The organism is Streptomyces sp. NPDC102437, assembly GCF_044765565.1.
Lineage (GTDB): Bacteria > Actinomycetota > Actinomycetes > Streptomycetales > Streptomycetaceae > Streptomyces.
In genome coordinates this window covers 136,679-161,257 of the sequence record NZ_JBIWKI010000021.1, presented here as the reverse complement: position 1 = coordinate 161,257, position 24,579 = coordinate 136,679, and the positions used below count along the sequence as shown (strand labels likewise).

The window sequence follows — 24,579 nt, the reverse complement described above, 5'->3', positions numbered from 1 at the left end:
TGGACGGTCGCGCCACAGAGGTAGATCGAGACACAGCCCGCTGTGAGCGGTACGAAGTCACGGATCTGCCGGGCGCTGGTGTCGTACAGGCGAATCAAGACCGCACCGCCCGCAGGATCTTCAGGAGATCCTGGGCAGCGGCCCTGGGCCCGTGGACCTGCCCGACACCGGTGGCGTTGAGGACCACCTCGTCCACGCCGGCTGCCTGGTACTCGTCCAGTCTCCTGTGGATCTCCTCCACGGTCCCGTGGAGGAACACACCACCGTCGACGAGTTTCACCGCGTCGGCCATGCCCTGCTCGCCGGACACGTCGATTCCGGCCCTGCGCAGCGTGTCCTGGTAGTGAGGGAGTTGAAGGTGTGATCCGCAGGCGGCTGCCGCCAGGTCGGTCACCCGGCGGTCCGGCCCCGACAGGGCGACCGGCACGATGGCCGTGACGCTCACCGGCTCGTCGAGCTTGCGGTCCGCGCGGCGGACGGCCGGAATCAAAGTGCTGTCCAGGTACTGTGCCGACCCCATCCAGGTGATGGCCACATCGGCGACCTCACCGGCCAGCACCGCCATCTTCTCCCGCAGCACCCCCAGACCCACGAGAGTCGGTGGCGCGAGGGACTTGATCAGGTTGGCGGAGACCGAGTGGTATTCACCGGCGACATCGACCAGATTCCCGGAAAGCAGACCGCGCACGATCTGTACGTACTCCCGGGACGCGCGCAGCGGGCTCGCGTACGGCTTGCCCAGGACGCCCTGCTGAATCGACAGCGACCCCGGGCCGAATCCGGCGACGACCGGATGCCCGGTCGCGAGCGCGACCGACCGGGCCTCGATCGCCGCCTGGTAGGGGGAGCGGAAGGGCATCAACGAGACGCCGAACCCGACGGGCACGCGGATGCCGATCCCGGCGAGCCAGCTGACCAGATGGTGCGACTCCAGCACCATTCCCTGGCCCTGCCACAACCGTTCGGCGGCCGTCCACTTCACCAGGTTCGCGAACGGTACGACCTGCTCGGGGCGGGTGGGACCGAACGGGAGAAGGATCGAGTACTTCACTCAGCGCCTCCTCTTGCGAGTGGACTTGATGTAGAGGAAGAGAGAGACCGCTGCGCCGACCGCGGCGGCGAAGACGGCCCCGCCGTAATTGTGCTGGGTGATGGCCACGGCCGCGATGACGACGCCGATGACGAGGGGGAATCCGTAACCCATGGTGTTCTTCTGCACGGTGGTTGCTCCTGTGGCTGCTGCTCGTCAGACGGAGGTGGAGAGCGCGACCGGGATCGAGACATCACCCGGAAGGGCTGTTGCGTCCTGCAACAGGATGTCGGTGTCCCCGATGCCTGACCAGCCGAACATGTAACCCAGCAGGGACGTGCGGCCCGGGGTTCCGGTATGAAAGCCGTTCTCGCGGATCGCGGCGATCACCCGTTCCTGGTAGTCGCGAGCCCGTTCGAGCAGGGAGCCGTCCCCGAGAATGCGGCCCGCCGCGATCAGCGACTGGACCACACCGCTGCTTCCGTGACAGACGGACAGGTCCACCGGCCGGTCGGCGGGCAGCCGGGTCGCCCGGTCCACGAGGGCGGCCAGCCGCTCGCCGGACAGCAGGTCCTGCCGTCCGGCCGACGTCAGGATCTCCGCCGAGGTCAGCAGGAGGCCGGCGGTGCCTTTGCACCATCCCGCCGTCGGCGGCTCGTCGCCCTCGGCCCGCCGGCCGGCCAGCCAGTCCGCCGAGGAGTTCAGCAGGGCGCTGTCGCCGAGGACCCTCCCCATGCGGGCCGCGGCCCACCGCATCCCGAGCTCGCCGTGCGCGACATCGAACCAGGGGAACGTCCTGGGCTCCTCGAGGTGTCCGAGGACCACATGACGCAGCCTCTCCAGGCGTTCGTCGCCGACGAGCGCCGTCTCGCCCGCTTCGAGGCGGGACAGCAGGACCATCAGGACACCGGCGGGCCCGTTGGCCAGGTCGGTCTCGACGGTGCCCGACGCGGCCCTCTCGTCAATCTTCGCGAGGGTGCGGTCCAGCCGGTGGGCGTCCACCCGGGACGGCAGGGTGAGGAGCAGGGAGGCGTCCCCGGTGAACACGCCTTCCGCCGCCTCCGCCAGGACTTCGCCGTACTCGCTCAGGAGCGTGTCGAGTCCGCGACTCGCACTGAGAGCGGCGCCGCGGAGACGGCCATCACGGCGTGCCGCGTTCTCCAGGAACGTGACGATGCCGCCGGCGTCATGGAACGAGATGAAGTTGCCCGGCGTGACGGTGGGGGCGCTCCGGTCGGGGCCGATGCCGCACACCCAGCCGGATTCCGGCCCCTCGGGCCCGTCGTGGGACACCGCGAGCGAGGCGATGGTGCGGGCGATCCCGGACCACCACGACTGCGGTCGGGCTTCGTTCACGGCCTCGGCGAACACGCTCCGGCCGGACAGCGCGGCTGCATCGCTCACGGCCAGCTCGCCGAAGCACTCTTCCATCAGAAAGCGGTGATAGAGATCGCTCTGCCGGGCGTTGAGGTCGATGCCGCGACGTGCGAAGTCGAGTGACGACATCCTGTGGACGCCGGGGAACCGGCTTTTCGGCGTGGCCAGTTCCAGGGAGCCGCCCCTGGCGGTGAAGTAAGGCACGTTGCCGGTGTGCAAGGAGGCACGCTCCTCGGCGCCGACATAGTCCGCGGCTTCGGGCGAGAGGTAGTCGGGGTACTTCCCCAGGAGCCGGAAGAGCCGATCGGCCTCGTCGGGCCGGCCCAGGTAGTCCGGATGTGTCGCGGCGTCCAGGAAGCGGGTGTAGACCATCGTCGACCGGATGAGACAGCGGACCGGCATCTCCGGATAGGCGTCGAGCACCTTGTTAACGGCTCCGCTCCGGACGGCTCCGAGGGCGTCGGTGTAGCCCGCCATGATCGTCGGGAAATGGTCGACCGGTGACAGCGCCGCGCCGCCCAGGCGGGGCACGTTGTCCTTGTGCCGGTAGGTGATGCTCTCCCAACGGACACAGATGTTGTCGGTCTCGGTGTCGCGGACCACGGGCCTCTTCATCTTCGAGGTCTGTTCCCCCTCGACGCCCACCCCCGCCATGTTCAGGTCGAGGGGAGAGTTCGGATTGGCCATGGGGACGAGCATCGTGGAGACGACAGAGAGCTTCAGCTGGTTGATCAGCACGTGGGGCAGCGAATCGTTGTCCACCCCGGGGTTGGGACGGATCACGGTCTCGGTGTCGATGACACAGGGGTACTCGCCACCAGCCAGCAGGTTCTCCTCGTGGAGGTCGGAAGCTCCGATGGAGCCGAACAACGCGCACAGAGCACCGAACCGGTAGAAGTAGCGGCCGGGCTGATCCGGGCCGGCCATCGGCTGCGGAGTGATGAACTCCTGCCATCCGTGCGAGCCGACGGTCAGGGACGCGGGGAGGCACCGTTGCAACGAGTGCGCCAGGTGCGGTTCCGCCGCTTGGTACAGGTCGTGCACGAAGCGGTCGGAGACCAGAGCGCGAGGTTTGTACATGAGCTTGGAGCCGCCGGCCAGTTGTACGCCCACGACCTGCCGGTTGTCGTTGTGGAGGTCCGCGCCCGTTCCGAAGAGCGCGACGACCTGGTCGTGGGCGCTGTCCAGCAGCCCACTGCGCTTGAGGACGACGCGGTCCTGGGCATAGGCGGTGAGCAGATCGGCGTATGCGTCGAGAGAGTTACGCAGGACTGTTTCGAGGCGCTGCTGGAGCACTGTGTACGTGCCGAGGATCTGCTTGCTGTTGCCGGGCTGTTCGAGATGCCGGCGGAACCGCTGAAGCGCCTCGTCGCCGTCGGCGCTCATGGGCAGCCCGCAACGTTCCCGGAAGGAATGGAACTCGCTGATCAGCATCCGGAAGGAGTGGCCCTCGGCGGTGGTGGTGAGGCTCTGCCACACCTGGTCGAGCAGCGGCTCGGAGTGTTCGGGGCCGGAGACTTCGGCCGCCAGTTCGTGCAGCCGGGCCTGGACCGCTTCCCGAGGGATCAGGCTCAGATAGAAGGGAAGGAAGGCCGGTATGGTCACGGTCGGTTCGGTCATGCGACATCGCCTCCGACGACAGCGTCCGTCTTCTCGGCGTACAGGTCGAAGTACACCGACCCGCCGGCCAGCAGCTCTTCGTGTGTTCCGTGTTCGGCGACACGACCGTTGTCGAACACGTAGATGCGATCCGCCGATCTGATCGTTGCCAGACGATGGGCGATGATGACCTGCGTCGCGCCGATGTCCTGGATGATCCGGGTGACCCGCCGCTCGTTGACGGTGTCGAGAGAGGCCGTTGCCTCGTCCATCACCAGGATTCGGGGACGCTGCAACAGGGCGCGGACGATAGCGAGGCGCTGGCGCTGCCCGCCGGAGAAGTTCGCTCCCATTTCGGATACCAGGGTCTTGAGTCCCATGGGAAGGTCGTCGAGGAAGTCGAGGATTCCGACGCTGTCGCAGTACTCGCGGACCCGCTCCACCGAGATGTCCTGGCCGAGGGTCAGGTTCTCCAGAATGGTGCGGTTGTGCAGGTGGACCTCCTGCGGGATGTAGCCGATGGTGCGGCGCAGCGCGTTCTTGTCGTACTCGGACATCTCGTGGCCGCCGAACCGGACGGTGCCCTCGGTGGGCTCGTAAAGCCCACAGATGATCCGGCCGAGCGTGCTCTTGCCCGAGCCCGAGGGGCCGACCAGGGCGACCTTCGACCCTGCTTCGATCTCGATCGAGACGTCCCTGACGACGAGGTCGCTGTGTTTCGTGTACCGGAAGCCGACACTCTCCAGGCTGATCGACGTCGAGGGCAGCTTCGTGCGGCTGCCGCCGAGCGGTTCGGGGGACGCGTTCGTGATGTCGTTCAGCCGGGCCATGTATCTCGACGCCTCGTTGAACTCGGTGTACGTCTGGAAAACCGTTGTCGACAGCGCGAAGTACGTCGCGGACACCGCCTGGACGGCGATCGCCGAGCCGAGTGAGATCTGGCCGTGGCTGACGAAGTACAGGCTGGCCATCAGCAGGATGATCGGCCCGAACATCTGTGTGGTTGTCGCCAGGCCGGAGATGCGGCCCTGCTGAAGACGCATCCGTGTCTTCATCGCGTCGAGCGACTGGGCGTACGTCGTCCTCCAGCCGTCTATGAACTCCTCGGCGTAGCCGCCCATCTTGATGGTGGGGATCGACACGATCGCGTCGAGCTGGGTCGACTGGCTCTTGGAGAGGTGGGCGATCTCGGCATCGACGGACTCGAGGACCCGCACGCGGGTCTTCATGAGGTAGGCGCCGTTCATCAGGAACAGTCCCGACGCGATCAGACCGAGGCGCCACTCGGTGACGAACAGATAGACGGTGACACAGAGGAGAGTGCCGACGTCGAGGATGCCCTGGGCGACGCGGGACGAGAGCAGGTCACGGATCGAGTTCACGCTGTTGAGGCGGAAGAGCAGTTCACCGGGTTGTCGTGTGGTGAAGAACCGGTACGGCAGAGCCAGGAGCTTGGTGAACGTGTGGGTCATCAGATGCTTGCCGAGAACGGAGACCAGCGACGAGAGGGCAATCACCCTGACGAGGTGGAGCGCGAGGTAGCCGATGGCCACTGCCACGATCATGGCGATGACCAGACCGAGGTCGTCCAGGCCGCGCCAGCGGGTGGAGCGGTCGACGGCCCATTCGGTGAGCATGGGAATGCCGAGCACGGCTGCGTACCCGCTGAGGGAGAGGAGCGCCACGAGGGCGATCCGCTTGCGGGACCCTTCGGCGAACAGCGGGATGCTGCGCCATTCGCTCAGCGGCTGTGCGCGGGTCTTCTCGAAGTGCGGACCGGGCTCGGCGGACAGTGCGATGTTGCTGAAGCCGGCCTCCAGTTCCGCCCGCTTGATGCGGCGGCGCCCGACAGCGGGGTCCATGACGGTCGCGGTGCGTCCGTCGAACTTCTCCAGGACGAGGAAGTGGTAGTCCTCCCAGTAGAGGATCACCGGAGAGGTGAACTTCTCCAGCGCGGAGATGTCCTTGACGCGGTACGGCTTGACGTCCATACCGCGGCTGGTCAGGAACTGCGCCAGTTGGCTCGCGGACAGCCCGTCGCGTCCCGCGTCCATGGCATCGCGGGCGCTGGAGAGGTCTTCCGCGCGTCCGTGGTACCGCAGCAGCGCGACGCATGAGCACAGGCCGCATTCGGTCTGGGTCACCTGGGTCAGGGTCGGTACGTGCCGTGCCATGGCTATCGGCCCTCGATGCAGAGGGTGACCGGCGAGATCCGGGTGGCCGGGTCGATGCGGTTGATCAGGTGCAGAACGATGCCGGAGGTGCCGACCATGAGGCTGTTGGTGTGCGCGTAGCGGCTCCTGGTGTCGGCGAGCTTGCGAGCGAAGACGTCCGCCTGCAGCCAGCGCTCCTCGATCTTGGCGATCTCGGTGCGCTGCGGCGTGTCGCAGTGGTCGGCGAGGGCGGTCAGGGCGTCGTGGTTGCCCAGGTCGCCGTGGCACCAGGTGAGGTTGCGGCCGAAGCCGTGGCGCAGGGTGTTGCCGATGGCCGTGTCGCGCAGCCGCGCCATGTTCTCGTCGTCGCGGATCCCGCTGTACGTGGACAGGGCGAGGGCGATGCCGGTCGCGCCGTGGCACCAGCCGGTGGAGAACGACTGCGGCGTGGCGACGTTGGAGAACCAGTTCTTCTCGCTGGGATCGTAGAACTCGTGCAGCCGCTCGGCCAGCGCCGCCATCGCCCTTTCGGCGTGCTGCTGCCGGTCGCTCGGCAGAAGAGGATGTGCGCGGCCGAGAGCATGGATCACACCGCTGATGCCATGCGCGAATCCGGATTGGGTCAATACGGCTCGGGCGTTGGCGCCGTTCTCGTCGAGGGCGTCGACGAGCAGTGAGGTCAGTGCCATGACCGAGGTACCCGCGTCGGGTCCGCCGATCGCCGTCACGCACGACAGCACCCCGGCGAGGCCTCCGATGACATCCAGCGGCAGCTGCCCGGAAGGCCGGCCGTTCACCTGGTCGAGGACCAGCGGCACCGCGCCCCGGGCCGCGTGGGTCCAGGTGTCCTCGCCGAGGATCCGTCCCGCCGTCGACAGGGCGAACAGGATTCCTGCCATGCCCGTGTAGCCGCCGTACCCGGCCTGCTGGATGCTGCGGGTCTCATAGCGCTGGGTCAGGAGGATGTCCGCGATGGTTGCGAAGACCTGGGTCGAGAGGTCCCGGTAGTCGTCGCGGTCGAGGAGACGGCCAGCCGCGGCGAGCGCCAGGGCGGGGCCGGTTCGTCCGGTGTAGAGGTCGTAGCCGAGGATGCCGGGCGGCCAGGGCCGGCTGGCCTCCGCCGACGCGAGCGGGCCGATCCAGGTGCGGGGCAGATGCGCGAAGCGGTCCGGCAGCGATGTGGCGACCAGTTGGTCGCACAGGCTGGTCACCAGCGCGGTCAGGGAGCCGTCCGGCTGCCGGACGGCGCGGCCCGTTCCGGTACCGGCGGCGGGGTCGGCGGCGGGCGTGAGGTGGTTGTCGGGGAAACGCGCCGCGAAGGCCGAGTAGAGGAGCCTGAGCTGCTCTCCGAGGTCGAACTCGGTCAGTCCTGCTGCCTTGGCGAGGGCGAGATCGAGCGGGGAGCGGTCGAAGGACGCGCCGACATCGATGCCCTCACCGTCGGTCAGAGCGGTACGGGTGGCGGCGACGGTGAAGTAGGGAACGTCGCGCTCGGCGAGCTGGCGCATCTCGGAGCGGATGATCTGCCGGTGGGAGGTCTTGCTGGCGATCGCGATGCGCTTCAGCAGGGCCAGGTAGGCGGCGGGGTCGTCAAGCGCGCTGGGACCGGCGGTCATACGCAGGGTCTGGGAGTACAGCGCGGTCGGGTTGTGGACATAGCGGATACGGACTTCGGCCACCGCCCTGCGCAGCAGTGTGGTCCAGCTGTCCGGGTCGGCCATGACGGCCCGGTAGATCCCGGCGAACCCGTCGGCCATCCGTTCGCCGAGGTCGTGGATCTCGCTCTGGGTCAGGGCGCTGATGACGGTCTGCCGGTCTGCTGCGGCGGATGCCCGGAACTCCAGGCTGATGTGGTCCGTGAAGGGACTCTCGAACGTGATCGACTTGAACGGCGAGTTGCCGCGTCCCTGGTCTCCCAGGAACCCGAGGTCGACATGCCCGGCGTCCTTTCCCTTCCCGGCCATGACGAGCGGGAGGATGCCGATTCCGTAGATCGACTGCGCGATCGTCGCGTAGGCGTTCCCGGGGGCCTCCGGCGTCGGCCCGGTGTGCACGCGATCAGGGTGCAGGATCGTTTCCAGGTCGATGGGCAGAGGACCGCGTCGGGTCGGCAGGATGTTCTCGAAGTGCATGTCCCGCGCGTTGAGAAGGTAGAGCACCGCGGCCAGTTCGCCGCTGGCCCGCATGAACTCGGCGGGCATGTCGGAGACGTCTTCGGCGTGGATGTACTCGACGTATCCGTACCCCTCGCGTTCCAGAACGGTCGCCGCCGCCAGGTTCGTGCCGAGCCGCTCATTGAGCTCGGCCGAGAGAGCGAGGTAGGCGGCTTCGCAGGACACGTCGCGGGGCTTGTACACGAGGCGTTCGCCCGAGGCGAAGGACAGGATGCAGACGGCGCGCCCGTGGTTGTGCGTATCACCTTCGGGCAGGCCGATCGACGTCACGGGATCGGTGGGGTCGATACCGAACATGTCCTTGATCGCTGCCCGGTCGGCCCGCAGACGTGCGCAGAACTCCCGGAAGCTCGCTGTCTCATGGGCGAGGATGATCCGAGTGATGTCCGTCAGCACCGGAAAGGACAGCCCGCTCACGGCGGAGATCGATGTCCGGCTCGTCTCCCGGACGAAGTACTCGTAGCGCTCCCGGGGGGTGGCGCCCCGGAGCAGGCCGTTCTCCCGGGCATGGTTGACGGCGGCGACCAGTGGCCGGGTGTGCACCTCGCGCAGGCGGGCCTCGGCGCGGTCGAGCAGTTGGACGAGGATGGCCCGCGGGTCGGCGAAGAGTTCCGCGAACGGGGTGACGGGGTCCGCGCCGCCGATCGCCGACGCGACGCTCTTCACGACGTGCTGGAACGGAAACTGTTCGGGCTTGTTCAGCCATTCCTCGACCGTGGCAGCGGCAGCGGTAGCGGCAGCGGAAGTGGCACCGGAAAAGGTCTCCGCAGCCGTCGACGGATCGCCGGCCCCATTGCTCCGGAGGACGGACGCGATCTGGGTATCGAAATCTGTGAGCGGTGCAATCGTCTCTGCGATCTCTACGCTGTCGAATTCGGGATAGTATTTGGTTGCAGATATCACGTTCTGGCTACTCCGTTTTCGCGCGGGTCGAGAAACGAGATGGCGGTGCGGAATGGAAGCCGGGATCCGGCCTCCATTCCGCACCTTGTGCTACCTGCTGATCACAGGCGCCGAAAGGAGTTTCAGCACTGGCTGGTGCACTTGGTGGTCGGGCACAGGGCCGCGGAGACCAGGGTGACCGTGGCTATGCACCACGGACCCGTGCCGCCGTAGGTGTCCGCCTCGCTGAGCTCGATGAGCTCGGCCTCGTCGTAGCCACCGAGAATGTCGGCCTTCTTCTCCTGCATGGCGTTTCTCCTTCTTGTTCCGACGTGGTCAGTTGCAGTTGGGCTGGCATTCCTTGGTGAGGGTGCACCAGCCGCCGTGGTTTCCGAGCCAGTCGGAGAGGGAGAAGGTGTTCGTGGTGCATGCGCCGTACGCGACACCGTCGAAGTCCTGCTCTTCGATCTCTTCCAGCAGAGAAATATCGCCCTTGTACACAAGAACTCCTTGGTTGTGGGTTCGGGCGCCGGATTTCATGAACCGCCGGCCACCCGAGAGTCATCCTCCGCTCCGCTCATTCGACCGGAGCACGGGTATGGGGTGGCGCTGCGCACGGATTTCGCATACGCGGGGCATGCGGTCGGCACGGTCGGTGGGACGCCCAGAGAAGAGGCGTGCGCATGACAAGTCTCAACGGCGGCGCATGCGGCGAAGCCCCGCCCCGCCCGCGGGGGCGCGGGGGAGCGGGGCACCGGGTGCGGCGGTCCGGGAATTCAGTCCAGGTCGTCCGCGAACGTTCCCGCGCGCTCGGCGGCCTCCGGTCTGCGCATCCGCAGGACGGCGAAGCCGACGATGCCCACGACCAGCGCGCCGACGAACACGTACGGCAGCACGTTCAGCGGCCAGGCCGGAACGGGCCACAGGTTGCGGTAGAAGACGTAGATCATCGCGGCGGCGCCGATCAGCCCCAGGCCCCAGGTGACGAGCAGGCCGCGGGCCCCGATCCGGCGCACGAACAGCGGCGCGGCCAGACACACCAGGGTGTAGCTGAGCATGTAGCCGAAGACGCCGATGGTGTCGATGTACGACGTCGCGTTCAGCGGCGCGGTACCGGCGCCGACCACGAGCACCGCGGGGACGACGACGAACGGGGTGATGGTCCAGATCGCGGCGGACGGAGTGCGGTGGCGGGGGTGGGCGACACCGAGCCTGGCCGGCATCACACCCTCCTTCGCCATGCCGAACAGCAGCCGGGCGGCGACGGTGACGCAGGCCATCACCACGGCCACGAACGACGCCGCGAAGCCCGCATGCAGAAAGAACTTCAGGAAGCCGAGACCGGACATCTCCGCCAGCTCGTCCATCGGGTCGGAGCTCTTCCCCAGCGCGTCCGCCCCGCCGAACCCGGCGACCTGCGCGTACGTGGCGAACATGTAGAGCACACCGGCCAGCACCGCACTGCCCATCACCGAGCGGGGGATCGCCTTGTACGGATCGGTGGCCTCGGCGCCCAGCGACGCGGCGCCCTCGAAGCCGACGAAACCGAGCACGCCCAGCACCACGGCGAAGACGATGCCGTCGAGGGTGGAGCCGCTGAGGCTCAGCTGCTCGGTGTCGATGATGTTCCCGCTCTTGAAGAAGGCGGGGAGCAGGACGACCACGATCAGGACGATCGACACGACCTCCAGCACCGAGGCGACCCGGGCCGCCGTCCGCACACTGGCGATCGTCAGCCGCATCGCCACGGCGGCCAGCAGCACGTCCAGCAGGATCTGACCGGTGATCCCGGTGAAGAGACCGATCCCGATCTGGTCGAGGGCGCGCGCCGTGTAGTAACCGGCCCCGGCCAGCGAACCCGAGCCGATGCACACCGCCCCGATGAGCAGCGCCCACCCGGTCACGAAGGAGCCGGGCGCCCCGAGCGAGAGCCGGGAGAAGGCGTACAGCGAACCGACTCCGGCGCGCCTGCGGGCGAAGACGCAGATGCAGTACGCGATGGCGAGCACGGCCGCCATGGCCAGGAAGAAGGAGAACCAGGCGCCGTTGCCCGCGGACGCCGCCATGCTGGCGGGGGCGAAGGCGATGACGGCGCTGGGCGCGACGTTGGCGACACTCTGCGCGCCGACCTCGAAGGTGGAGACGGAGCGGTGGGCCAGGCCGTCGGCCGGCTTCGGGGCGGTGGACTGCTTTCCGGCGGTGCTCATGTCCGGTCCTCCATCATCAGCAGCTGGCGCAGGGCGTGGCCGGCGGCGAGGTCGGCCAGTGCGTCGCCCGCCTCGTCCAGCGGACGCCGTGCCGAGATCATCGATTCCACGTCGAGCTCGCCCGACACCACGAGGTCCACCAGTGCCGGGATGTCCCGGGCGGCGTCGACGGAGCCGTAGTTGGAGCCGAGGATGCGCTGGTCGGCCTCGGCGAGCGCCAGCGGGTCGAAGCGTGCGGTGCGGCCGGCCGGCGGGAGGCCGACGATGACGGCGGCGCCGCCCTGGCCGAGCGCCGCGATGGACTGCTCGGTGGTCTCGATCTTGCCGATGGCGTCGAACACGTAGTCCAGGCCCTCCGGGACCAGGGCACGCAGCGCCTCGACGACATCGCCCTCGCGGGCGTCGACCGTGTCCGTGGCGCCGAGCCTGCGGGCCAGCTCCAGCTTCTGAGGGACGACGTCGACGGCGACGATGCGGCCGGCCTTCGCCAGCCTGGCGCCCTGTACGCAGGACAGGCCCACGCCGCCGCAGCCGATGACGGCGACGGTGGCCCCGGCCTCGACGCCCGCCGTGTTGCGGACCGCGCCGACACCGGTGGCGATGGCGCAGCCGACCAGGGCGATGACGTCGAGGGGTGCGTCCTCGCGGACCTTGATCGCGCCGGAGGCGGGGACCACGACGCGCTCGGCGAACGAGGAGACACCCAGGTAGTGGTGGGCCGGCTCGCCGTCGACCGAGAGCCGGCTGGTGCCGTCGTACAGCACCCCGCCGGGCGCCACGACCTCGGCGACCAGGCTGCACGCGGCGGGCCGTCCGGCGAGACAGAAGCGGCAGGTGCCGCAGGAGGGGACCCAGGAGAGCACGACGTGGTCGCCGACCTCCAGCCCGGTGACGCCCGCGCCGAGCGCGGTGACCACGCCGGAGCCCTCGTGCCCCATCACGACCGGGGTCGGGTGGTCCCACTCGCCGCGCAGGACATGGAGGTCGGAGTGGCAGACGCCGGCCGCGGTCACGGCGACCTCGACCTCACCGGGGCCGGGCGGGTCCAGGGTGATGTCGGCGACGGCCACCTGCCGGCCCGGGGAGCGCAGGACGACGCCGCGCACGGTGCGCGCGGTGCTCTCTTGGAAGGACGGGGAGCTCATCGGCTTACTCCTCGGGTGGTGCGGAAGGGGTGGGGGAGCGCGGCACTGCCGGCGCTCGGAGGCGGGCGGCACAGCGGCCCGCCAGGACGCCTTGTTTAGCGCCATTAAACTTTCGTCAAGTTTTACAGCACTAAACTCGATGGGTAAAGACCCTTCCGGTAACCCTTGTGACCTGCGCGTTCCCCCGGCCACCGAACGTGACGCCCCCGACAGGTAGCGTGTCCGCCATGTCCGAAGCCCCTGACAGCCACATGTCCACGATCGGCCCGAGGCTGCGTGAGCTCCGCCTGGCGCAGGGCCTGACACTCGCCCAGGTCGCGGAGGCGGCCGGCGTGACCAAGGGGTTCGTGAGCCTCGCCGAGCGCGGCAAGACCTCGGTCTCCGTCCCGACCCTGATCCGTATCTGCGAGGCCCTGGGCACCGGCATCGCCACGCTCTTCGACTATCCGGACCAGGACGTGGTCAAGGGCGGCGAGGGCGCCAAGCTGGAGATGGGCGGCCACGGCATCGAGGAGTTCCTCCTGACGCCCGCCGAGGAACGGCACGTCCAGGTCATGCGGACGATCCTGCGGCCCGGCGGCGGCTCCGGCGGTGCGTACAGCCTGGAGGCCGAGACGGTCTTCGCGTACATGGTCCGCGGCACGCTGCGGCTGAGCGTGGACGGTGAGCCCAGGTTCCTGGAGGCCGGTGACTCGACGACGTTCTCGGCGCGGGCCGCGCACGCCTGGGACAACCCCGGCGAGGAGGAGGCCGAGGTCCTCTGGTCGATTGCCCCGGCCCTGCCGCTGTCCCGCACGAAGCTCCGGCCGTAGCGCGCCCGGCCGCCTGCTTCCCGCTTCCTACTTCCGGCCGCAGTTCACTTCCGGTCGGTCCCGCTCTGGACGATCGCCACCCGGGCCCCCGGCCGGATCCCCCACTTCTCCATCGCCCCCGCCTCCGCCTCGACCACATGCCGGGCCCGCAGCCGGGGCAGGCCCAGCCGGCCGGGCTTCATCGTGTGGACCGCCACGACCTTGAACTTCCGGTCCAGGTACGCCACATCGATGGTGAACCGCATCCGGAAGCTGTGCACACTCCCGCACGGGGTGATCAGGAGGGCGCCGTCGATCCCGTCCTGCCCGAGCAGCCCGCGACTCCGGGCCCGGTACGAGGCCGCGATCCGCAGCGGGATCTCCTCGCCCTGTCCACCCTGTGCGTCGGTGACCGTCAACGTGCCGTTGCCATTGCGCCATTGAGCCATGGCCAAGAAGGTAGCGCCAGGTGACCGCCGCTGGGTCCAAAACGGTACGCAGTGGGCCCCAGGACCCATGACCGGTGCCCGGCGCCCGCTTAGGGTCGCTCCGTGGACGCCATGCTGACAGTGCTCGCCGCACTCTGGGGCGCAGCGGCCGGACTGCTGGTCCCGCGCGCCGCCTACCGGTTCTCCGTCGAACCGGAGGACCCCTGGCGCGACACCTGCCCCGAGGGCCACGCCCTGACCGGGGCCGCCCGCGGCTGGCTCGGCTCCACCCGGTGCGCCCGGTGCGCGGCGGTGCCGGTACCCGCCGCCGCGGGCGCCGAGCGCGCAGAGCCGGACGGCGGGCCGGACCGTCCGCCGCCCGCCACGCGTTACGCCCCAGGCGTCCTCGTCCCCGTCGTCACCGCGCTGTCCTGCGCCGTCCTTGCGGCGGCCACCGGGCTCCGCCCCGAACTGGCCGTCTGGCTGCTGATGGCACCCGTCGGCGTACTCCTGGCGACCATCGACCGCCGCGTCCACCGGCTGCCCGACCGGCTGACACTGCCCGCCGCCGGGGCCGTCGCCGTACTCCTCGGAGCCGCCGCCCTTCTTCCCGAGCACGCCGGATCCTGGCTGTCCGCCCTGCTCGGCGGCGCCGCGCTCGGCGGCTTCTACTTCCTGCTCTTCCTCATCAACCCGAACGGAATGGGCTTCGGGGACGTCAAGCTCGCCCTGTCGCTGGGCATGGCGCTCGGCTGGTACGGCTGGGCCGTGGTGTTCGCCGGAGGCTTCGCCGGGTTCCTGCTCGGAGCGGTCTACGGGTTCGGGCTGATGGTCATGAGGAAGGCCGGGCGCAAGACCGGCATCCCGTTCGGCCCCTTCATGATCACGGGCGCGCTGCTGGGCATACTGCTCGGCGCCCTGGCCGCCTGACCCCGCCGCCCCTGCCCCGTCGTCCGGCCCCGCCACAATCCCCTCGCGCCGCCCGCCACCCCGCTGACACCATTCCCGTATGTCCGGAGCACCCGAAGAGACGCCGTCCGAAGCAGAGCACGCACGATTCGAAGCCCTCGTCTCGGAGGCGGCCGCCGTCTCGGTGGACGGCTGGGACTTCTCCTGGCTCGACGGCCGGGCCACCGAGGAACGCCCCTCCTGGGGCTACGCCCGTGCCATGGCGGACCGGATGGGGCGGGCCGGAGCCGCGCTCGACATCCAGACCGGCGGCGGCGAGGTCCTCGCCTCCGTACCGAAGCTGCCGCCGCTCACCGTCGCCACCGAGTCCTGGCCGCCGAACATCGCCCGCGCCACCGCGCTCCTGCACCCGCTCGGCGCGGCCGTGGTCGCCGACGCGGACGAGCCGCCGCTGCCGTTCGGCGACAACGCCTTCGACCTGGTGGTCAGCCGGCACCCGGTGACCACCTGGTGGGCGGAGATCGCGCGGGTGCTCGCCCCCGGCGGCACGTACTTCTCCCAACAGGTCGGCCCGGCCAGCGTCTTCGAGCTCGTCGAGTACTTCCTCGGCCCGCAGCCACCCGAGGTGCGTGGCGCCCGCGACCCCGAGCAGGCGCGCGCGGCCGCCGAGGCGGCCGGGCTGGAGGTCGTCGATCTGCGGGCGGAGCGACTGCGCACCGAGTTCCTCGACATCGGCGCCGTCGTCTACTTCCTGCGCAAGGTGATCTGGATGGTGCCGGGCTTCACCGTCGAGGAGTACCGGCCGCGTCTGGCCGAACTGCACCGGCTGATCGAGAACGAAGGGCCGTTCGTCGCCCACACCACCCGATTCCTGATCGAGGCCCGCAAACCGGACCGGCCCCTGCCCGGGCAGTACCCGCCACGCGCGGCCGGATGATGCGACCCTGGGCGGTGAACTCCCGGGGGGAAGGATCTGGCCCATGAGGGTGGGGAACGAAGGAGAAGCGCCGCGGGTCCCGCGGCAGGGGCGGGCCGACTGGCTCAGGGGCGAGCGGATCATCGCGGTGGTCGGGGTGTTCTACCGGCCGGAAGGACGGCTGGGGGAGCCGGAGGCCGTCGAATTCCTGCTGGCCGACGGCCAGTCGGTGCTCCTGACCTGTGCGTCCGACTGGACGCTGCGCGTCGGTCCCGGTGCCTGGCCGCGGCTGCCCGACTGGTGCGTGCCGTCGGGGCAGTGGGAGTTCGCCACCGTGTCGAACCTGCCGGAGCCGCCCGACGGCGGCTGGACGGTCACCCGCACCGAGGAACGCGGGGACGAGAACGGGCAGGTGCGCGAGGTCGTCATCCGCTGCGAGGGCGGCAGCTTCGTGGTCATCGGCGGCGACACCGTGGCGATCCGCTTCACCCGTGGCCACCGGGGCGCACCGGCCGCCACCTGAGCGTGCCCCGCGAACCCGCCCTCCGCGCGCCGACCGCCAGCCCTTAGGCGTGCGCCCCCACCGTCACCTTGCCCACCGTCAGCTCCGCGTTCCCCTCCAGCACCGCCCCCACCCGCGCCACCTCCGCCTCCAGCTCCCGCAGCTGCCCGGCCGTCAGGGGCGCCAGCGGTTCCACGGTCACCGCGATCCGGCGGCCCGAACGCCGCTGGTGCCACACCCCGGCGGCCGTGCCGTCGACCAGCAGCACCGGGAAGTTCCCCGCCTGGCCGCCCGCCAGCGCACGCGTGTACGCCGCGCCCGGGAAGAGCTGCTCGCGCGGCTGGGACGCGATGAGGAAGGCGTCGAAGTAGGGGAGCAGCCGCGCCCCGCGGACCGGCTCCGCCGAGAAGCCGGTGTCACCCACCACCACCCAGGCCGGGCCGCCCTCGTACGTCACCTGCTCGATCTCCCCGCGCGCGGCCGTCCCCGCGAACAGCTCCCCGGCCCAACCGGCGGGCGCCGCGAGCCACTTCGCGAAGTGCGCGGGCGTCGCGGGCCCGTAGGCGTGCAGATAGCGGCGTACGAGACCGGCGAGCGCCCCGGGACCGTCGAGCGGTACGACGCCGGGGCGGGTGTAGGTGACCTTGCGGCCGCGATCCGGCGCGAAGCACAGCACCCCGCGGTGGCCCGCCAGATGCAGCACCTGTCGCCAGCGCGGCCACATGCCCTGGAACGCGGGCATCACGGGATCCCCCGCCCACGCCCCGGCCCGCTCCACCACCGCGTCGGACAGCTCGTCGATGGTCAGCTCGGCCCCGGTCAGCGCCTCGTCGATCGCGGCGAGCACCGTCTCGACCTGATCCGGGGTCATCCGGGCATCCTTGGCGAACGGATTGCGCCCGGTCGGCAGCGCGGACAACGCTCCGGTCCACAACGGGAGTTCGTCCATCGGCAGCAGATGGACGGTGCCCCGCGGCCCGAACGTCTTGACCAGCGTGCGGTCCTTCCACAGCGCGGCGCGCACATCGGTACGGGTCACGTCCGTGGTCCGCATCCCGACGGAGAGCTCGGCGGCCGAGAGCACCTGGGCATGCGCGGCCGGCAGCGTGGCGACCACTTCGGCGGGGGCGAGGCGGCGGGGGGAGGCGAGCCCCTGGCGTGCCATCCGGCGGGCGTTCGCGGCGGTCCAGGTCACGTTTGCGGTTCGGCTCGTCATGACGGTGAAACTATCGGCCCATCAGGTCAGGTCCTGTCCCATACTCGGCCCATGACCTCTGCGAGACGTTCGGCCCGGATACTCGCCGCAGCGGCGGCGCTCGCCCTTCTCCCCGTCCTCGCCGGCTGCGGCACCGAGCGGGCCGGGTCCGGGGCGGCCGCCGGGGAGGCCCCACCCCGCGCCGCCCCGCTCGATGGCGGCGACGGCCCCGTCGACGGCAGCGACGCCTCGAAATACCGGGAGAACCACGCCTTCCAGTCCACCGCCGAACTGTCCCCGGCGGACCGGACCCGGGGCGATGCCGAGGTGGAGAAGGTCAAGGCCGGCCTGGCCGGGATCGCGGAGGGCCGCAAGACCACCGAGCCCCGGATCCGGGCGGCCCTCACCGGACTGGGCTACAGCTCCGGAGCCATCACCACCGGCACCTTCGGCCCGAACCGCACCACCTTCCTGCTCGACCTCGGCACCATCTGCGTCGAGGGCGCGCTGGACGGCATGGTCAATGGCCTGGTCACGGCCGAGGCGCACGGCAGATACCTCGAAGGAACCGGATGTGTGAAGCCGGTCGGCGGCCACTGAGACGTCAACCCGGTGATGCGCGCAACGGAGTCCGGTGAATCCGGAGAGTGATTGTGGAGTGGCGTGGCGCCCACCATCACTTACGAAGGGTTATGGTGGAACCCCCCCCTCGGGCCGGTCCGTATCCCCCCCCCACGGACCGGCCCGTTTTTTGTCGGGCCACGCGGCGCAGGGCTCGTACCGCCCCCGTGAAACCGCCCGCCCCGTGAGCCCTCAGGCCCGTCCGGCCCAGATGTTGGTGCCCTCGGTGTCCACGGCGAAGGCGTCGATCTCCTTCAACTCCTCGGCGGTCAGCGGCTGTCCGGCGAGCGCCGCGACGTTCTCCTCCAGCTGCTTCACGCTCGACGCGCCGATCAGCGCGGACGTCATCCGGCTGTCGCGCAGCACCCAGCACAGCGCCAGCTGGGCGAGCGACTGACCGCGCCGCCGGGCGATGTCGTTCAGCCCGTTCAGCCGGCGCACCACCTCGTCCGAGAGCAGACCGGGATCCAGGGACTTGCCCTGGGTGGCACGGGAGCCCGCAGGGATGCCCGCCAGATACTTCCCGGTGAGCAGACCCTGCGCGAGCGGCACGAAGGAGATGCAGCCCATGCCGGCCGTCTCCAGGGTGTCGAGCAGGTCGTCGTCCTCGATCCAGCGGTTGATCATGGAGTAGGACGGCTGGTGGATCAGCGCCGGTACACCCATCTCCTTGAGCAGCCCGGCGGCCTCGGCGGTCTGCTCCGCGTTGTACGAGGACACCCCCACGTACAGCGCCTTGCCCTGCTGGACGGCGGAGGCCAGGGCCCCCATCGTCTCCTCCAGCGGGGTCTCCGGGTCGAAGCGGTGGGAGTAGAAGATGTCGACGTAGTCCAGCCCCATCCGCTTCAGCGAGGCGTCGAGCGACGACAGCAGGTACTTGCGGGAACCCCATTCGCCGTAGGGGCCGGGGTGCATCTCGTAACCGGCCTTGGTGGAGATGATCAGCTCGTCCCGGTACGGGGCGAAGTCCTGCTGGAACAGCTTGCCGAAGTTGAGCTCGGCGGAGCCGGGCGGCGGTCCGTAGTTGTTGGCCAGGTCGAAGTGGGTCACACCGAGATCGAAGGCGCGGCGCAGGATCGCCCGCTGGGAGTCCAGCGTGCGGTCGTCGCCGAAGTTGTGCCAGAGGCCGAGGGAGACGGCGGGAAGCTTGAGACCGCTGCGGCCGGTGCGGCGGTACTCCATGGAGTCGTATCGCGAAGCGGCGGCTTGGTAGTGGAGAGGAGAATCAGTCACGTTTCTCTCCTTATCACGGACTTGTGACAGGCCTGGTTGGGCCGGTACGCCGCCTGCGCAGTAATGTGGCGGCTTCGGGGACTGCCACGGCACGGCGGGGCGACGGACTCTGTGGACCTGTGCGGCGATCCCCAGGGGGACGACCCCGGACCCCGGGCAGAGGGGCGGGCGGGCCCGCACGGAACCGAGAGGTGGACTCAGTGAACTTGCGCGACCTGGTGTACGGGCTCTACGCGCGCCGGGTGGAGGCCCGCCTCGACCACACCCAGGTGCCCAAGCACATCGGTGTCATCCTCGACGGCAACCGGCGCTGGGCGAAGGCGTCCGGCGGCACGGCCGCGCAGGGGCACCAGGCCGGCGCGGACAAGATCAAGGAACTTCTCGGCTGGTGCAGCGAGACGGATGTGGAAGTCGTCACGCTCTGGCTGCTCTCCACGGACAACTTCGACCGGCCCGAGTCCGAGCTGAAGCCGCTCCTCGGGATCATCGAGAACACCGTGCGCGACCTCGCGGCCGACGGCCGCTGGCGGGTCCACCACGTCGGCACGCTCGACCTGCTGCCCGCCGACACCCAGACGGTGCTCAAGGAGGCCGAGCAGGCCACGGTCGGTGTCGACGGAATACTGGTCAATGTCGCCGTCGGCTACGGCGGGCGCCAGGAGATCGCCGACGCGGTCCGCTCGCTGCTGCTGGACCACTCCGCCAAGGGGACCTCGTTCGAGGACCTGGCGGAGATCGTCTCCACCGACATGATCTCCGAGCACCTCTACACCCGGGGCCAGCCCGATCCGGACCTCGTGATCCGCACGAGCGGCGAGCAGCGGCTGTCCGGTTTCATGCTCTGGCAGACCGCGCACTCCGAGTACTACTTCTGCGAGGTCTTCTGGCCGGCCTTCCGCAAGGTCGACTTCCTCCGCGCACTGCGCGACTACGCGGCCCGCGGCCGCCGCTTCGGCGGCTGACTCCCGAAGGTTCCCGACGGGTCCGGCGATCATTCCCGGCCCGTCCGGGTGACCACTCCCGGCCCGTCCGGCGTTTGAGGACGGACCCGCGCGGGCGGTGCGCCCGACCCCACGTGCCCGGGGCACAACTCCCAGCTCACCCCACCGGCCCAGCGCGGCATGGCTTCGCGTGTTCGAGGGAATACCCCTGACAGGTCGGCGTCCGGTCAAAAACCAGGCGGACGTCGTGTCCAAGTGAGCGGCATGGAGTCCGCTCGCCCGGGAGGCCCTTTGCACACGAAGGACCGTACGCCCAACGCGGCCGACGCGGAGGGCCGGTTTCCGGCCCGTGCTTCGGGGCCCGAACCCGGTCCGTCCTCTCCCATTGGGATGCTCCGCGACGCCGTCGCACCCCAACCTCGTCCGAGGGGGTACGTCCTTCCGTGGTGACCAGCACAAAGCGCCGCATGCCCGACAGGCGCACCTATGTTCTCGACACCAGCGTCCTGCTGGCCGATCCCAACGCCATGGCCCGGTTCGACGAGCACGAAGTGGTGCTCCCGATCGTCGTGGTCACGGAACTGGAGGCCAAACGGCACCATCCGGAACTCGGCTACTTCGCCCGGCAGGCCCTGCGCCTGCTGGACGACTTCCGGGTCCGCTACGGCCGGCTGGACGACGCGATCCCGCTAGGGGATCTGGGCGGGACACTGCGCGTCGAACTCAACCATTCCGACCCCGGCGTACTGCCAGCCGGCTACCGGTTGGGGGACAACGACTCACGGATCCTCGCGGTCGCGCGCAACCTCCAGGCCGAGGGGTACGACGTCACCGTCGTCTCCAAGGACCTGCCCCTGCGCATCAAGGCGTCCTCGGTCGGTCTCCTCGCCGAGGAGTACCGCGCCGAACTCGCCATCACCGACTCCGGCTGGACCGGCATGTCGGAGGTCCCGCTCTCCGGCGAGCAGGTCGACCTGCTCTACGGGGAGGAGACGCTGTACGTTCCCGAGGCCGCCGAACTTCCCGTGCACACCGGACTGGTCCTCCAGTCCGAGCGCGGCAAGGCGCTCGGCCGGGTCACCGCCGAGGGCAATGTGCGCCTGGTCCGCGGCGACCGGGAGGTCTTCGGCATCCACGGCCGCAGCGCCGAACAGCGCATCGCCCTCGATCTGCTCCTCGACCAGGACGTCGGCATCGTGTCGCTGGGCGGCCGGGCCGGCACCGGAAAGTCGGCGCTGGCGCTCTGCGCCGGTCTCGAAGCCGTCCTGGAGCGCAGGCAGCACCAGAAGGTGATGGTCTTCCGCCCGCTGTACGCGGTCGGCGGGCAGGAACTGGGCTATCTCCCCGGCACCGAGGCCGAGAAGATGAGCCCCTGGGCGCAGGCCGTCTTCGACACGCTCTCGGCCGTGGCCGGGCGCGAGGTCATCGAAGAGGTGCTGGGACGCGGGATGCTGGAGATCCTGCCGCTCACCCACATCCGGGGCCGTTCGCTCCACGACGCCTTCGTGATCGTCGACGAGGCGCAGTCGCTCGAACGGAACGTACTGCTGACCGTGTTGTCCCGGATCGGCGCGAATTCCCGGGTGGTGCTCACGCATGACGTGGCCCAGCGGGACAACCTCAGGGTCGGCCGGTACGACGGAGTGGTCGCCGTGGTCGAGAAGCTGAAGGGTCATCCGCTCTTCGCGCACGTCACCCTCAGCCGCTCCGAGCGCTCCCGGATCGCCGCGCTGGTGACCGAAATGCTGGAGGAAGGTCAGATCTGATACGGGATGCGACAGTTGGTGCCGCCCGGCGGGCGAAGCAGCTTAGCCGGGCGGCACCGTGCTGCGGCACCATTTCCGTAAATCACTTGCTCCAAACGAGGTGTGAGCTTTAACACGCAACAGAGAATTGCTTCCCGGCGTGCCGTTCCGGCAGAGTCTTGCTTCCGTCAGGCCCCGCATACGGCACACCCGCACCTCCAGAGGTGCCACGCACCACACAACTCAACAAACGCCGTCCGTATGCCGCCCGCGAGCACCACGCGGCGCTTCCTCCGGGGAGTCGCCCACCGGGCCAGTGCCTCCCGTGACCCAGGCAGTAGGGAGGCCAGCGCCAGGGGCACGATTGCGTCCGCGAGGTCACCTAAGCGGGCGATGCTGGAAGGACACCGTGTGAGCCGGATCTCGGTCCGGGGGTTCGCCGTGGCATCTGCCACCGCCGTGACCACCGTTGGCGCCGTCGTGGGCGTTGCATCGGGCAGCACCCCTGCTGTCGACGACAACAACTTCGAGGCGACCGCAGCCGACACCACGCTGCTCGCAGACATCCCCGCGGGCCAGCAGGCCCAGGTGCAGACCGCCTCGCTGACACAGCAGGCCGACGCCCAGGCCTCCGCGGCCGACGCAGCCGCGAAGAAGTCCGTGGAGGAAGCGGCCCGCATCCAGGCCGCCAAGGACGCCAAGTCGAAGAAGGCGGCGGCCGAGGACAGGCTGGAGCAGGAGCGCAAGGAGAAGAAGGAGCGCGCCGAGCGCGCCAGCCGCTCCTCGGTCCGCAGCGCCTCCTCCTTCGCCCAGCAGGGCTCGTACACCGTGGCCGAGATCCAGGCGATGGCGCGTCAGATCGTGCCCGCCGACCAGTTCCAGTGCTTCAGCAACATCGTGAACGTCGAGTCGAGCTGGAACTACCGGGCGAGCAACCCGTCTTCCGGTGCCTACGGCCTCGTCCAGGCGCTGCCCGGCTCGAAGATGGCATCTGCCGGCGCCGACTGGCAGACCAACCCGGCCACGCAGATCAAGTGGGGCCTCGACTACATGAACAGTGGCCGCTACGGAAGCCCGTGCGCCGCCTGGTCGTTCTGGCAGGCCAACCACTGGTACTAGGACCCTGAACCTCCCGAGGTTCGCGTTCCTCTCGTGCGGAGCCCCTCACCGTCCTACGGTGGGGGGCTTCGCGCGTGTACGGTCGGTCCGAACCGTCCAGTGGGGGGAGCGGTGGGGAGAGTAAACGGGGGAAGAGGAACGATCATGTCGAAACTTCCGGGCTGGCTCGGCCGGCTGGGCGCCGAACTGACCGAGCTGGGGGACCGGCTGGAGCGGCGCAGGGACGAGGCCGTGGGCCAGGGGTCCGGGCGGGCCGAGCTGCCGGGGTCCGCCGGGGACGTGACCGCCTCCGCCGTGCCCGCCGCGGACGTTCCGGCCGAAGCGGCGCGGCACGCGGACGACCGCGTCCCGCCACCGCCCTCGTACGCCCCTTCCGTCGCCGCCCGGCCCGATCCGGTCGCGGCGATCCCCTGGGGGATGCGCGTCGCGGCCGAGGCGGGCTGGCGGCTGCTCGTCCTGGCGGGCACCCTCTGGGTGCTGATGAAGGTCATCAGCGCCGTGCAGCTGGTGGTTCTGGCGTTCGTCGCCGCGCTGCTCGTCACCGCGATGCTCCAGCCGACCGTCGCCCGGCTGCGCCGCTACGGGCTGCCGCGCGGTCTGGCCACCGCCGTCACGGCGATCCTGGGCTTCGTCGTCATGGGCCTGGTCGGCTGGTTCGTGGTCTGGCAGGTCATGGACAACCTCGACACCCTCTCCGACCGGGTGCGGGACGGTATCGACGAGTTGAAGCGCTGGCTGCTCGACAGCCCGTTCCACGTCACCGAGCAGCAGATCAACGACATCGCGAAGAACCTCAACGACACCATCGGCACCAACACCGAGCAGATCACCTCCGCGGGGCTGGAGGGCGTCACCGTGATGGTGGAGGTCCTCACCGGGATACTGCTGGCGATGTTCTCGACGCTCTTCCTGCTGTACGACGGAAGGCGCATCTGGCACTGGGTGCTGAAGCTGGTGCCGGCCCAGGCCCGGCCCGGGGTGGCGGGCGCCGGGCCGCGCGCCTGGCGGACGCTGACCTCCTACGTGCGGGGCACCGTCATAGTGGCGCTGATCGACGCGATCTTCATCGGGCTCGGGATCTTCTTCCTCGACGTGCCGATGGCGGTGCCGCTGGCCGTCTTCATCTTCCTCTTCGCCTTCATCCCGCTGATCGGTGCCGTGGTCTCCGGGGCGCTGGCGGTGGTCGTCGCGCTGGTCACCGAGGGCGTGTTCACCGCCCTGATGGTGCTGGCGGTGGTGCTCGCCGTGCAGCAGATCGAGGGTCATGTGCTCCAGCCCTTCATCCTGGGACGCGCGGTGCGGGTGCATCCGCTCGCCGTCGTCCTCTCGGTCGCGGCGGGCGGCATGATCGCGGGCATCGGCGGTGCGGTCGTCGCGGTGCCGCTGGTCGCGGTCACCAACACGGTGGTCGGCTATCTGCGGACGTACGGGCAGGAACAGGCCCTGAGATACACGCCGTCCCCGCGCGGGGCGACCGCGGTCGACGTCGCTCCGACCCCCGCGCCGGGCTCACGGCCCGAGGGCACCGGCCACGACGAGGACGGCGACGGCGCAGGCAGCACGAAGGCCGGGCCCGGCAAGTAGGGCCCGCCGCGGACGCGGGACGCACGGG

At 69.7% G+C, this 24,579-nt stretch carries 21 protein-coding genes; 9 read left to right on the top strand and 12 right to left on the bottom strand.

Annotated elements, in window-relative coordinates:
• Positions 1 to 94: 94 nt before the first annotated feature.
• From ACIRJP_RS26060 to ACIRJP_RS26020, 9 genes are all read right to left on the bottom strand, one after another.
• Positions 95 to 1,051 (bottom strand): LLM class flavin-dependent oxidoreductase, encoded by a 957-nt coding sequence (locus ACIRJP_RS26060; RefSeq protein ID WP_404178699.1) that lies wholly within the window; start codon positions 1,049 to 1,051, stop codon positions 95 to 97.
• Positions 1,052 to 1,219, bottom strand: coding sequence for a hypothetical protein (locus ACIRJP_RS26055; RefSeq protein ID WP_404178696.1), 168 nt, complete (start codon positions 1,217 to 1,219; stop codon positions 1,052 to 1,054).
• 27 nt (positions 1,220 to 1,246) lie between these two features.
• Positions 1,247 to 4,027, bottom strand: coding sequence for a type 2 lanthipeptide synthetase LanM (gene lanM, locus ACIRJP_RS26050; RefSeq protein WP_404178693.1), 2,781 nt, complete (start codon positions 4,025 to 4,027; stop codon positions 1,247 to 1,249).
• Positions 4,024 to 6,180 (bottom strand): peptidase domain-containing ABC transporter, encoded by a 2,157-nt coding sequence (locus ACIRJP_RS26045; RefSeq protein WP_404178690.1) that lies wholly within the window; start codon positions 6,178 to 6,180, stop codon positions 4,024 to 4,026. Before ACIRJP_RS26045 ends, lanM begins: the two co-directional genes overlap by 4 nt.
• Before the next feature lie 2 nt (positions 6,181 to 6,182).
• Complete coding sequence (locus ACIRJP_RS26040; RefSeq protein ID WP_404178687.1) at positions 6,183 to 8,999, bottom strand: type 2 lanthipeptide synthetase LanM family protein; 2,817 nt, start codon at positions 8,997 to 8,999, stop codon at positions 6,183 to 6,185.
• Positions 9,000 to 9,358: 359 nt separating this feature from the next.
• A complete protein-coding gene (locus ACIRJP_RS26035; protein WP_404178684.1) occupies positions 9,359 to 9,523 on the bottom strand; it encodes a class II lanthipeptide, LchA2/BrtA2 family in 165 nt (54 codons plus the stop codon).
• 28 nt (positions 9,524 to 9,551) lie between these two features.
• Positions 9,552 to 9,716, bottom strand: a complete 165-nt coding sequence (locus ACIRJP_RS26030; protein WP_404178681.1) for a plantaricin C family lantibiotic — start codon at positions 9,714 to 9,716, stop codon at positions 9,552 to 9,554.
• Between the two features lie 275 nt (positions 9,717 to 9,991).
• A complete protein-coding gene (locus ACIRJP_RS26025) occupies positions 9,992 to 11,422 on the bottom strand; it encodes an APC family permease (RefSeq protein WP_404178678.1) in 1,431 nt (476 codons plus the stop codon).
• Complete coding sequence (locus ACIRJP_RS26020) at positions 11,419 to 12,567, bottom strand: Zn-dependent alcohol dehydrogenase (protein ID WP_404178675.1); 1,149 nt, start codon at positions 12,565 to 12,567, stop codon at positions 11,419 to 11,421. The genes ACIRJP_RS26025 and ACIRJP_RS26020 overlap by 4 nt, the downstream gene beginning before the upstream one ends.
• Positions 12,568 to 12,794: 227 nt before the next feature.
• On the opposite strand from ACIRJP_RS26020, the gene ACIRJP_RS26015 reads away from it, so the two are divergent.
• A complete protein-coding gene (locus ACIRJP_RS26015; protein WP_356082533.1) occupies positions 12,795 to 13,379 on the top strand; it encodes an XRE family transcriptional regulator in 585 nt (194 codons plus the stop codon).
• Between the two features lie 44 nt (positions 13,380 to 13,423).
• Here the strand turns inward: ACIRJP_RS26015 and ACIRJP_RS26010 are convergent, their stop codons facing one another.
• Entirely contained in the window at positions 13,424 to 13,807 is a 384-nt protein-coding gene (locus ACIRJP_RS26010) for a DUF192 domain-containing protein (RefSeq protein ID WP_404178672.1), read from the bottom strand.
• Positions 13,808 to 13,909: 102 nt separating this feature from the next.
• Here ACIRJP_RS26010 and ACIRJP_RS26005 point away from each other — a divergent pair, with 102 nt between their 5' ends.
• From ACIRJP_RS26005 to ACIRJP_RS25995, 3 genes are all read left to right on the top strand, one after another.
• Entirely contained in the window at positions 13,910 to 14,716 is an 807-nt protein-coding gene (locus ACIRJP_RS26005; RefSeq protein ID WP_404178669.1) for a prepilin peptidase, read from the top strand.
• Between the two features lie 79 nt (positions 14,717 to 14,795).
• Entirely contained in the window at positions 14,796 to 15,632 is an 837-nt protein-coding gene (locus ACIRJP_RS26000) for a class I SAM-dependent methyltransferase (RefSeq protein ID WP_404178666.1), read from the top strand.
• 43 nt (positions 15,633 to 15,675) lie between these two features.
• The gene (locus ACIRJP_RS25995) at positions 15,676 to 16,134 is read left to right on the top strand and encodes a hypothetical protein (protein WP_266730000.1); all 459 of its coding nucleotides are present in this window, start codon (positions 15,676 to 15,678) and stop codon (positions 16,132 to 16,134) included.
• A gap of 43 nt (positions 16,135 to 16,177) precedes the next feature.
• On the opposite strand, the gene ACIRJP_RS25990 is transcribed toward ACIRJP_RS25995, so the two are convergent.
• Positions 16,178 to 17,329 (bottom strand): winged helix DNA-binding domain-containing protein, encoded by a 1,152-nt coding sequence (locus tag ACIRJP_RS25990; protein WP_404178663.1) that lies wholly within the window; start codon positions 17,327 to 17,329, stop codon positions 16,178 to 16,180.
• Between the two features lie 51 nt (positions 17,330 to 17,380).
• On the opposite strand from ACIRJP_RS25990, the gene ACIRJP_RS25985 reads away from it, so the two are divergent.
• Positions 17,381 to 17,908, top strand: coding sequence for a hypothetical protein (locus ACIRJP_RS25985; RefSeq protein WP_404178660.1), 528 nt, complete (start codon positions 17,381 to 17,383; stop codon positions 17,906 to 17,908).
• 213 nt (positions 17,909 to 18,121) lie between these two features.
• Here ACIRJP_RS25985 and mgrA read toward each other — a convergent pair whose 3' ends face one another.
• The gene (gene mgrA, locus ACIRJP_RS25980; RefSeq protein ID WP_404178657.1) at positions 18,122 to 19,162 is read right to left on the bottom strand and encodes an L-glyceraldehyde 3-phosphate reductase; all 1,041 of its coding nucleotides are present in this window, start codon (positions 19,160 to 19,162) and stop codon (positions 18,122 to 18,124) included.
• A gap of 200 nt (positions 19,163 to 19,362) precedes the next feature.
• Here mgrA and ACIRJP_RS25975 point away from each other — a divergent pair, with 200 nt between their 5' ends.
• From ACIRJP_RS25975 to ACIRJP_RS25960, 4 genes are all read left to right on the top strand, one after another.
• Positions 19,363 to 20,124, top strand: a complete 762-nt coding sequence (locus ACIRJP_RS25975) for an isoprenyl transferase (protein WP_383720069.1) — start codon at positions 19,363 to 19,365, stop codon at positions 20,122 to 20,124.
• Between the two features lie 422 nt (positions 20,125 to 20,546).
• Positions 20,547 to 21,869 carry a PhoH family protein gene (locus ACIRJP_RS25970; RefSeq protein WP_404178654.1) on the top strand — a complete coding sequence of 441 codons (1,323 nt, stop codon included), beginning with the start codon at positions 20,547 to 20,549 and terminating at the stop codon, positions 21,867 to 21,869.
• Between the two features lie 390 nt (positions 21,870 to 22,259).
• A complete protein-coding gene (locus ACIRJP_RS25965; RefSeq protein ID WP_404178651.1) occupies positions 22,260 to 22,967 on the top strand; it encodes a transglycosylase SLT domain-containing protein in 708 nt (235 codons plus the stop codon).
• 144 nt (positions 22,968 to 23,111) lie between these two features.
• The gene (locus ACIRJP_RS25960; RefSeq protein WP_404178648.1) at positions 23,112 to 24,551 is read left to right on the top strand and encodes an AI-2E family transporter; all 1,440 of its coding nucleotides are present in this window, start codon (positions 23,112 to 23,114) and stop codon (positions 24,549 to 24,551) included.
• The last annotated feature ends 28 nt before the right edge of the window (positions 24,552 to 24,579 follow it).